We start from the raw sequence: 8,949 nt of genomic DNA, 5'->3' as shown, positions 1-8,949 counted from the left end.
CAGAACTCATCGCCGGGTCGAGCGTGCCGCGGCCGATCAGCCGATCGGTCGCTCACGAAGCGTTCGGCAAGCGCTCACGGAGCCTCACGGAGCGCTCACGAGGTGCCGCCCAGCGAACGCCGCTTGACCCTCGCCAGATGCCGGGTGAACACCTCATGCGTGTCCGGAGTGAGCGTGCGCAGCGCGACCAGTGCCGTGATGACCACATCGCACAGTTCCGACTCGACGTCCTCCCATGTGTGGGTCGTGCCCTTGCGGGGATTCTGACCGGTCGCGCCGATCACCGCCTGGGCGACCTCGCCGACCTCCTCCGACAGTTTCAGCATCTGCAGCAGCAGCCCCTCCTGGCCGCCATGTACCCGGTTCTCGTCCAGCCAGCTCCACAGGGCGTCGATGCCGGTCCAGAGGCCGGCGGGGTCAGAGCGGTCGGCGGGGCCGGACGGGCCGGCGGAGGCCTCGGTGGCAGCGAACTGGTCAGTCATACGGGCAGCCTGGCACGGCCGCTCCGCGAGCAGCGCCTGTTTCCACCGCCGCACCGGGGACACCCACCCGGCCCGCACGGACGGCTGTTCGGGTGGCGCGGTTCCGGGAGCGGTGTTTGTCTGGCAGTCATGACGATCCAGCCCAAGAACCTCAGCGAACCGGCAGTCCGGGACTTCGTCACCGCCGTCAACGCGCACGACCGCGACGCCTTCCTCGCGCTTCTCGCCCCGGACGCGACGATGGCGGACGACGGTTCGGACCGTGACCTCGACGAGTGGATCAACCGGGAGATCTTCGACTCCCACGGCCACATGGAGGTCGACCGCGAGTCCGACGGCGGCCGTGCCCTGGTCGCCCGCTACAGCAACGACACCTGGGGCGAGATGCGTACCCGGTGGCGGTTCGACGTCGACGACAGCGGCAAGATCCGGCGCTTCGAGACCGGCCAGGCGTGAGGGGACACCGGAACCCGCTCACCCGCTCCATGCGGCAGCCGCTCCACGGCCCGGTGCGTACCTCGCGGTCCCACGCGAGGCCCCCCACCCGGTGCCGTGGAACGGTTGCCGTCTCCCCCTCGTTGTGGCCGACGGGAGTCGAGCACTCCAACTGTGAAGCTCTGGTGGAGGAGAGTCGAGCATAAGTCCGCCATCGGCCGCATTGCAGCGGACTGTCACATTCCGGTTGTGCAAGTTGTGAAGCCTGGGCGCCAGGGTGCGATCGAGCCGGAAGAGGGGCGGCACCGGGTGCGATCGAGCCGGAAGAAGGAGCGGCGCCGGGTGCGCGCGATCGCAAGGCGCCGGAGCGTCCACGTGGCCTCGCGCTCTCAGGCTCTCAGCCTCAGGCCTCAGGCCGGTGTGGCGGCCGGTACGGCTTCCCGGCCGGCCTCGCCGGGGTAGCTCACGCCGATGCGGTCACGTATCGCGTCGAGCGTCCGCATCACGGCGAGGGTGCCGTCGAGCGGGACGAGCGGGGACTCGGTCTCGCCGGCCCGCAGGGCGCGCATCACCTCGCGGGCCTCGTACTTGAAGCTGTTGTGCGGGCCGGCGGCCTCGTCGTGGGCGAACACCTCGGGTTCACGGCCGTCCCGGTGCAGCAGAAAGCGGTCGGCGTGGAAGAAGCCGTACGGGATGTCGATGCGGCCCTGCGAGCCGGTGACCGACGCGGAGACGGACGTACCGCCCACGACAGAGCAGTGCACCGAAGCGAGAGCGCCGCTCTCCCACGAGAGCAGTGCTCCCGTCTGGAGATCGACGCCCTCGTCCGAGAGCACCGCTCGCGCCGCGACGTCCGACGGCTCCCCGAGCAGCAGCTGCGCGAACGACACCGGGTACACCCCGAGGTCGAGCAGCGCGCCGCCGCCCTGCGCGGGGTCACGCAGCCGGTGCGACGGCGGGAAGGGGCCGGCTATCCCGAAGTCGGCCTGCACGGTGCGCACTTCGCCGATCGCGCCGTCCTCGACGAGGGCCTTCAGGCGCCGGATCACGGGATTGCAGTACATCCACATGGCCTCCATCAGGAAGCTCCCGCGCGCCCGCGCCAGCGCGATCAGCTCCTCGGCCTCGCGCACGTTCAGCGTGAACGGCTTCTCGCACAGCACGCTCCGCCCGGCCTCCAGGCACAGGCCGGCGGCGGCCCGGTGCGCCGAGTGCGGGGTGGCGACGTACACGACATCGATGTCCGCGTCGGCCGCGAGGGAGCCCCAGTCGCCGTACGCCCGGGGAATCCCGAACCGTTCCGCGAATGCCTTCGCCGAGTCCGAGGAGCGCGAGGCCACCGCCACCACCTCCGCGTCCGGCAGATCGACCAGATCCGCCGTGAACGCGGCCGCGATCCCGCCGGTCGCCAGGATCCCCCACCGCACGTTCTCCGCCGTCATGCCGTCCCGCCCTCGTTCATGTGAGCCCAGCCACTGTGTTCGAACTGAGAGCATAGGGGCCGTATCGCGGAAAGAGGGAGGGCGCATGCCCGAGTACAGGGCATCCAAAGCACCCATATCGGAAGCATCGAACGAGACGCAGGCGGCCGTACCGGAACAGCAAACGGAACCGGAATCGAAACCCGAACCGGAATCGAAACCGGAACCGGCCGCCCGCGCCGTGCGCCGCACCGGCGTGCTCGTCACCCTCATCCTCGGCGGCCTGACCGCCACGCCTCCGCTCACCATGGACATGTACCTGCCGGCCCTCCCGGAGGTCACCGATTCCCTGCACGCGCCCGCCGCGACCGTCCAGCTCACGCTCACCGCCTGCCTGGCCGGCATGGCGCTCGGGCAGCTGGTCGTCGGCCCGATGAGCGACAAGTGGGGACGGCGGCGCCCGCTGCTCATCGGCCTCGCGGTCTACGTCGTCGCCACCGCCCTGTGCGCGCTGGCGCCCACCGTCGAGGCGCTGGTCGCCTTCCGGCTGGCGCAGGGGCTCGCGGGCGCGGCCGGGATCGTGATCGCGCGGGCGGTCGTACGCGATCTGTACGACGGCATGGCCATGGCCCGCTTCCTCTCCACCCTCATGCTGATCTCGGGGGTCGCGCCGGTCGTGGCGCCGCTGATCGGCGGGCAGATCCTGCAGGTGACCGACTGGCGGGGCGTGTTCGTCGTGCTCACGGTCCTGGGGGTGGCGCTGGCCGCGGTCGTCCGGGCGAAGCTGCCGGAGACGCTGCCGGCCGGCGAACGGCACGACGGCGGGGTGGGCGAGGCCCTGCGCTCGATGCGGCGGCTGCTCGCCGACCGCGCCTTCTCCGGGTACATGATCGCGGGCGGCTTCGCCTTCGCCTCCCTCTTCTCCTACATATCCGCCTCGCCCTTCGTGATTCAGGAGATCTACGGGGCCTCGCCGCAGACCTTCAGCCTGCTGTTCGGGATCAACTCGGTCGGACTGGTCGTCGTCGGCCAGATCAACGGCAAGGTGCTGGTCGGGCGGGTCGACCTCGACAAGGTGCTGGGCATCGGACTCGCCGGCGTCATCGCCGCCGCCACCGCGCTGCTGCTGATGTCGCTGGACGTGTTCGGCGAGGTGGGGCTGGCGCCGGTGGCCGTCGCGCTGTTCGTGCTGATGTCCGCGATGGGCGTCACCCTGCCCAACACCCAGGCCCTCGCCCTCCTGCGCACCCGGCACGCCGCCGGCGCCGCGTCCGCCCTGCTCGGCACGTCCTCCTACCTCATCGGCGCGATCGCCTCCCCGCTGGTCGGCATCGCCGGAGAGGACACCGCCGTCCCCATGGCCGTCGCCCAACTGGCGGCGGCACTGGTGGCAATGGCCTGTTTCATGGGAATGTGCCGTCCTTGGAACAGACGTGCGGATTCGGAGGGAGCAGGGAACTGAGCGCGCCGAGACTGCGCAGCGGCACACCGGAACGGGCCGGACTCGACCCCGGGGAACTCCGCCATCTCGTCCGCGAGGTGAGCGACCTCACCACCGGCGAACGCCCCTGGGCGGCAGGCGCCGTCGTGGTCGCCGGGCGCGGGCCGGTCATCGCCGTGGAGGAGGCGGCGGGCTGGGCCGTACGGTACGAGGCCTACGACGCCGGGAGCGACACCGGCGTGGAACTGCCGCCCGCCGAACGGGTCCCGATGACGATCGGCACCCCCTTCGACATCGCCTCCCTGACCAAGCTGTTCACGGCCGTCGCCGCGGTGCAGCAGATCGAGCGGGGGACGCTCGGCATCGACGCGCGCGTGGGCGCCTACCTGCCCGGCTTCCGGGCGGCGGCCGCACACGGCATCACGGTCCGCCAACTGCTCACCCACACCTCGGGACTACGCCCCGAACTCCCGCTGTACGACTGCGCCGACCCCGCCGAACGGCTGGCGCTGCTGCGGGCGGAGGTGCCGGTCGGCGTGCCCGGCACGTACTGCTACTCCGACCTGAATCCGCTGCTGCTGCAGCAGGTGCTCGAACGCATCACGGGCCGCACGCTCGACGTCCTGATCCACGACGGCATCACGCGTCCGCTGGGGATGACGGCGACGGGCTACGGCCCCTGCCCCGACGCCGCCGCCACGGAGGACCAGCGGCGGCCGTGGGCCAAGGCGGACCGGGGGATGCTGCGGGGCGTCGTCCACGACGAGAACGCGTGGGCGCTCGGCGGGGTGGCCGGGCACGCCGGCCTGTTCTCGACCGGGCGGGACCTGGCCGTCTTCTGCCGTGCGCTGCTGGCGGGCGGCTCCTACGGTCCCGCCCGCATCCTCGGCCCCGACTTCGTGGAACTGCTGCTGACCCCGCCCGGACTGGGCTTCGCGGTGAACCAGCCGTGGTTCATGGGGGAACTGGCGGGGGAGGGGGCGGCCGGGCACACGGGCTTCACCGGCACGTCCCTGGTCCTCGACCCGGCGACGGACACGTTCCTGGTACTCCTGGCGAACACGGTGCATCCGCGGAGGCGGACACCGGACAACGGGCCGAGAGCGAGGGCGGGGACGAGGCTGGCGCGTGCGGTGCGGGGCCGTGAGAATCAGCCCCTCCGGCGTTTGAGGAGCGGGGGTCCAGGGGGCGGGGCCCCCTGGAGGACGGGACGCGGGCGGGACGGGCAGGGGCGGCGGGGGTGAGACGGGGTGACGTACGGACCAGCGCCGGACGCGCTCGTAGAATCGGCGGGTGAACGACCCCGCTCCCCCCGTCGCCGAGACTCTCCGCGCTACCCTCGCCACCCTCCTCGACGGCCTCCCGCCCCGCCAGGCCGCGCAGGCCGTGGACCGGCTGATCTCGAACTACCGCGGCGCCACCCCCACCGACGCCCCCATCCTCCGTGATCGCGCCGACGTGGCGGCCTACGCCGCGTACCGCATGCCCGCGACCTTCGAGGCGACCCACTCCGCGCTGGAGGCGTTCGCGCGGGCCGTACCGGAGTGGACACCCGGCAGCCACCTCGACGTCGGCGGCGGAACCGGCGCCGCGACCTGGGCCGTCACCGCGACCTGGCCCGGCGAGCGCGGCGTCACCGTGCTGGACTGGGCCGAACCCGCGCTCACGCTCGGCCGGGAGATCGCCGCCGCCAACCCGGCCCTGCGGGCGGCCCGTTGGCACCGCTCTCGAATCGGAGCGGCGCTCACCATGGAGAGCACCGATCTCGTCACGGTCTCCTACGTCCTCAACGAACTCAGCGCCCCCGACCGCGCCGCCCTCCTCGACGCCGCCGCCACCGCCGCCCAGGCCGTCGTGATCGTCGAACCGGGCACCCCCGACGGCTACACCCGCGTCATCGAGGCCCGCGACCGCCTCATCACCGCCGGCTTCCACATCGCCGCCCCCTGCCCGCACAGCGCCGCCTGCCCCATCGTCCCCGGCACGGACTGGTGCCACTTCTCGGCCCGGGTCAGCCGTTCCTCCCTGCACCGCCAGGTCAAGGGCGGCTCCCTCGCCTACGAGGACGAGAAGTTCGCCTACGTCGCCGCCACCCGCCGCCCGCTCACCCCGGCCCCCTCCCGCGTCGTACGCAAACCGCAGATCCGCAAGGGCCAGGTCCTCCTCGACCTCTGCGAGACCGACCCCGCCCTGCACCGGACCACGGTCACCAAGCGCCACGGCGACCTGTACAAGGCGGCCCGGGACGCGCACTGGGGCGACGCGTGGCCGCCCGAGGCGGGGGACTAAGCCCGGCCAGGGGGAGGTGGCAGGGCTTCGCGCTGTTCCGGCGACTACATCGCGGGGCGATGCGCGGCCCAGATGCGGAGCATGATCCGTAGCAGGACCGGGTCGATCAGCTCGATGTCGTCGGCGTGGTCACGGTGGGCCCAGATGGTCCACCCCGGTCCGCTGTTGCCCAGATCATGGGCGACGGCGACCGCGTCGTCCGGGTCGGTGATCAGGCCATCGCAGGCACGGCAGACATGCAGCGGCGTGGTCACGCGGGATCACCTCCCCGGCGGTGGCACGTGCAGCGGCAGCGGTGCACGAGGAGGATGCCGCGCGCGTGCGGCATCGGCACGTCCTCGGTCTGGCGGCAGTCGGCGTGCAGGTCCAGGTAGTCCGGCTGCCGGGCGAGCGTGCACTCGGCCGACAGCGTCACCTCCTCGGTCGGCGCGCTCACGGGCACTGACCCCGGCTCCGCGCGTTGGCCGGCGCCACGCCGAACGACAGTGCCTCCGTGACCGTCACCGTCGCGTGGCGCAGCGGGCCGTGCGCGTCCCACTCGCGACCACCGCCGGGCGGCCGGAGCCGCCAGCAGCCGCCCACGTGGTCGACGACCCTGCCGACCCTTCGCGTGGCGTTGTCCCACGCGAGATCACCGATGGCGGGGGCGTACGTGCTCATGCGCACCCTCGCCGGAGGACATCGGCGAGCCGGAGCGCGACGTCGGCGCGCACGCGGCCCAGGCTGATCAGATTCAGGGCAGGGGAGGCCGTGTCGGCTCCCAGGGACGGCAGGACGATCCCCGCCGCCGTCAGCGCTCCACGCAGCACCTCGACCGCCTCAACGGCTTCGGTCGCGCCCGACTTCTGTGCAGTGGTCATGAACTCAGCGTTGGGCAGTCGTAGTTGGACCTGCTAGCGGATATTCGCCGTTATTCTCGGGTAGCTACGACTTATGCCCGAGGATTCTCACGCAACGTCAGGGGGGCTATAGCGAGGCCGGACGCCCCGCCGCAATGATCAACCTACGGAGACAACCCGACGAGGGAGGGGCACATGACGCGCAACATCCGCTTCAACGGCACCGGCAGCGGTGACACCGGCTGCCCGTCGATTCACGAGGACGTCGACACCGGTCAGGTGATCGTGCACGGGCCGCCGCTGACCGACCCCGAGGACGTCGCCCAGCTTCAGCACCTCGGCCCCGGCGAGGTCGCGGTCGTGGTGCCGCGTGAGCTGATCACGGACTGGGCACCGAAGGACCGGAGCCGCCAGGCTCGCATCATCGATCTCGCCGCCTTCAACCGGCTGTTCGAGCTCTTCGAGCACACCGCCTGGCGGCTGGAGACCCGCCGCCGGTACGCGTCCGACGAGTCGACCGAGACCTATGCGCAGTTCCTCGCCGAGGGTCGTGTCGACTGGGACATGAGTACCTGGTACTGCCGCACCATCAGGAGCCAGACGGCTGCCGGGAAGACGGTCGCCCGTGTCCGGCTGGTCGACCACCCGCCGACCACGGGTCAGTGCTACCTCATGGTCAACGCCGAACGGAACACCGAGTTCGGCGAAGACATCCGCACCCTGTGCCGCGCGGACGCCGAGCGCCTGCGTCTGGGCAACGAAGACTTCTGGATCTTCGACTCACGCCTGGTCGCCCGGCTCAACTTCACCGAGGCTGACGAGCTGACCGACGTTGAGCTGATCACCGAACCGGCCGAAGTGATCCGCTACGCCATGCTCCGTGACGCCGCCTGGCATCACGCCGTCCCCTTCCAGCAGCTCGCGGCGGCCACGTCGGCAACCAAGTAGGCCGGCAGCGGGTACCGGTGACGACCGATTATCAGCAAGCGCGCGAGGCGCTCGGAGTGCGCCTGCGCGAGCTGCGCATGTCCGCGCCGGGCGGACGTCTCACCGGTACCCGCCTCGCTCAGCTTCTCGGCTGGCCGCAGCCGAAGATCAGCAAGCTGGAGAACGGCAAGCAGACCGCGACGCCGGACGACTTGAGGGCCTGGGCGGAGGCGACCGGCCAGCCGGAGGCATACAGCGAACTCCTGGCCCGCCTGCGGGGGTTCGAGTCCCACATTCGCTCCTGGCGGCGCCAGCTTGCCGCCGGGCATCAGCCGGTGCAGCAGACGATCGCCGCCGAGTACGAGCGCTCAGCCGTCGTCCACGGCTTCGAGAGCGTCACCGTGCCGGGCATCCTCCAGACGGCCGACTACGCACGGCACATCTTCAATCGCTACGCCGAGCTCCAGCGATCGCCCCGCGACACCGAGGAGGCCGTACGTGCCCGGCTGCGGCGGCAGGAGCTCCTCTACGACGCCCGCAAGCGCTTCGAGATCCTGATCGGCGAGACCGCGCTGCGGTCGCTGATCTGTCCGCCCTCAGTGCTCGCCGCACAGCTCGATCGTCTCGCCGGTCTGGTCGGCCTCGACACGGTCCGGCTGGGGGTCATCCCGTTCACGGCCTCGCTGAAGATTCCTCCGACCGGCGGCTTCTGGATCCACGACGAGCGCCTCGTCATGGTCGAGGTCTGGCATGCCGAGCTGTGGATCGACGACGCCGACTCGATCGCGCTGTATCTGCGCACCTGGCGCACGCTGCGCGAGTCGGCCGTGTTCGGGGCCGATGCCCAGAACCTGATCAGTCACGCGCGCCGGTCCCTCAGCGTCCTCTGACGCTGGGTCTGCCGACCGAGCCGGCGAGCACCGTGAGGGCACGGTGACTGCGACGGCCAGGCCCGCTGCCCCGCTGCCGAGGCCGTCGAGGTGCACAGACGTCGTCTCGTCCACGTGCGCATCGTGATTCCTCCCCGGCGTCGGCGGCCGCTTCAGTGCGGCGGCCCGACACCGGGGAGGGTCCCGCGGACAGGGGGGACGATCTCCCCCGGGCGGGGGCATGCG

12 protein-coding genes are annotated in these 8,949 nt (G+C 71.5%); 6 read left to right on the top strand and 6 right to left on the bottom strand.

The window, feature by feature from the left end:
• Positions 1 to 95 precede the first annotated feature (95 nt).
• Complete coding sequence (locus tag GFH49_RS08070; RefSeq protein ID WP_155055101.1) at positions 96 to 482, bottom strand: MazG-like family protein; 387 nt, start codon at positions 480 to 482, stop codon at positions 96 to 98.
• A 129-nt stretch (positions 483 to 611) separates the two neighbouring features.
• Here GFH49_RS08070 and GFH49_RS08065 point away from each other — a divergent pair, with 129 nt between their 5' ends.
• The gene (locus tag GFH49_RS08065; RefSeq protein ID WP_155055100.1) at positions 612 to 938 is read left to right on the top strand and encodes a nuclear transport factor 2-like protein; all 327 of its coding nucleotides are present in this window, start codon (positions 612 to 614) and stop codon (positions 936 to 938) included.
• 389 nt (positions 939 to 1,327) lie between these two features.
• Here the strand turns inward: GFH49_RS08065 and GFH49_RS08060 are convergent, their stop codons facing one another.
• Positions 1,328 to 2,359, bottom strand: coding sequence for a Gfo/Idh/MocA family protein (locus GFH49_RS08060; protein ID WP_155055099.1), 1,032 nt, complete (start codon positions 2,357 to 2,359; stop codon positions 1,328 to 1,330).
• Between the two features lie 85 nt (positions 2,360 to 2,444).
• On the opposite strand from GFH49_RS08060, the gene GFH49_RS08055 reads away from it, so the two are divergent.
• Genes GFH49_RS08055 through GFH49_RS08045 form a run of 3 tightly spaced genes read left to right on the top strand, consistent with a single transcriptional unit; the run spans position 2,445 to position 6,068 of the window.
• Positions 2,445 to 3,800 (top strand): Bcr/CflA family efflux MFS transporter, encoded by a 1,356-nt coding sequence (locus tag GFH49_RS08055; RefSeq protein WP_155055098.1) that lies wholly within the window; start codon positions 2,445 to 2,447, stop codon positions 3,798 to 3,800.
• Positions 3,752 to 5,023: a serine hydrolase domain-containing protein gene (locus GFH49_RS08050; protein WP_155055097.1), complete on the top strand. Its 1,272-nt coding sequence runs from the start codon at positions 3,752 to 3,754 to the stop codon at positions 5,021 to 5,023. The genes GFH49_RS08055 and GFH49_RS08050 overlap by 49 nt, the downstream gene beginning before the upstream one ends.
• Before the next feature lie 49 nt (positions 5,024 to 5,072).
• Positions 5,073 to 6,068 carry a small ribosomal subunit Rsm22 family protein gene (locus GFH49_RS08045; protein ID WP_155055096.1) on the top strand — a complete coding sequence of 332 codons (996 nt, stop codon included), beginning with the start codon at positions 5,073 to 5,075 and terminating at the stop codon, positions 6,066 to 6,068.
• Between the two features lie 44 nt (positions 6,069 to 6,112).
• Here the strand turns inward: GFH49_RS08045 and GFH49_RS08040 are convergent, their stop codons facing one another.
• Genes GFH49_RS08040 through GFH49_RS08025 form a run of 4 tightly spaced genes read right to left on the bottom strand, consistent with a single transcriptional unit; the run spans position 6,113 to position 6,928 of the window.
• Entirely contained in the window at positions 6,113 to 6,322 is a 210-nt protein-coding gene (locus GFH49_RS08040) for a hypothetical protein (protein WP_155055095.1), read from the bottom strand.
• Complete coding sequence (locus tag GFH49_RS08035; RefSeq protein WP_155055094.1) at positions 6,319 to 6,504, bottom strand: hypothetical protein; 186 nt, start codon at positions 6,502 to 6,504, stop codon at positions 6,319 to 6,321. The genes GFH49_RS08040 and GFH49_RS08035 overlap by 4 nt, the downstream gene beginning before the upstream one ends.
• A complete protein-coding gene (locus GFH49_RS08030) occupies positions 6,501 to 6,728 on the bottom strand; it encodes a hypothetical protein (protein ID WP_155055093.1) in 228 nt (75 codons plus the stop codon). The genes GFH49_RS08035 and GFH49_RS08030 overlap by 4 nt, the downstream gene beginning before the upstream one ends.
• The gene (locus tag GFH49_RS08025; RefSeq protein WP_155055092.1) at positions 6,725 to 6,928 is read right to left on the bottom strand and encodes a hypothetical protein; all 204 of its coding nucleotides are present in this window, start codon (positions 6,926 to 6,928) and stop codon (positions 6,725 to 6,727) included. The genes GFH49_RS08030 and GFH49_RS08025 overlap by 4 nt, the downstream gene beginning before the upstream one ends.
• A 174-nt stretch (positions 6,929 to 7,102) precedes the next feature.
• On the opposite strand from GFH49_RS08025, the gene GFH49_RS08020 reads away from it, so the two are divergent.
• Together GFH49_RS08020 and GFH49_RS08015 are read left to right on the top strand one after the other, a co-directional pair.
• Positions 7,103 to 7,855, top strand: coding sequence for a DUF6879 family protein (locus GFH49_RS08020; protein WP_155055091.1), 753 nt, complete (start codon positions 7,103 to 7,105; stop codon positions 7,853 to 7,855).
• Positions 7,856 to 7,872: 17 nt separating this feature from the next.
• Positions 7,873 to 8,724, top strand: a complete 852-nt coding sequence (locus GFH49_RS08015; protein ID WP_155055090.1) for a helix-turn-helix domain-containing protein — start codon at positions 7,873 to 7,875, stop codon at positions 8,722 to 8,724.
• The last annotated feature ends 225 nt before the right edge of the window (positions 8,725 to 8,949 follow it).

Origin of the sequence: Streptomyces blattellae (assembly GCF_009709555.1) — a bacterium.
Classification (GTDB): Bacteria; Actinomycetota; Actinomycetes; order Streptomycetales; family Streptomycetaceae; genus Streptomyces; species Streptomyces blattellae.
Note: the sequence above shows the minus strand (reverse complement) of the source record. Positions and strands in the feature narration are given on the sequence as shown.

Coding starts and splice junctions, on each gene's coding strand:
- GFH49_RS08070 (WP_155055101.1), bottom strand. CDS start 482: ATGACTGACCAGTTCGCTGCCACCGAGGCCTCCGCCGGCCCGTCCGGC.
- GFH49_RS08065 (WP_155055100.1), top strand. CDS start 612: ATGACGATCCAGCCCAAGAACCTCAGCGAACCGGCAGTCCGGGACTTC.
- GFH49_RS08060 (WP_155055099.1), bottom strand. CDS start 2,359: ATGACGGCGGAGAACGTGCGGTGGGGGATCCTGGCGACCGGCGGGATC.
- GFH49_RS08055 (WP_155055098.1), top strand. CDS start 2,445: ATGCCCGAGTACAGGGCATCCAAAGCACCCATATCGGAAGCATCGAAC.
- GFH49_RS08030 (WP_155055093.1), bottom strand. CDS start 6,728: ATGAGCACGTACGCCCCCGCCATCGGTGATCTCGCGTGGGACAACGCC.
- GFH49_RS08025 (WP_155055092.1), bottom strand. CDS start 6,928: ATGACCACTGCACAGAAGTCGGGCGCGACCGAAGCCGTTGAGGCGGTC.
- GFH49_RS08020 (WP_155055091.1), top strand. CDS start 7,103: ATGACGCGCAACATCCGCTTCAACGGCACCGGCAGCGGTGACACCGGC.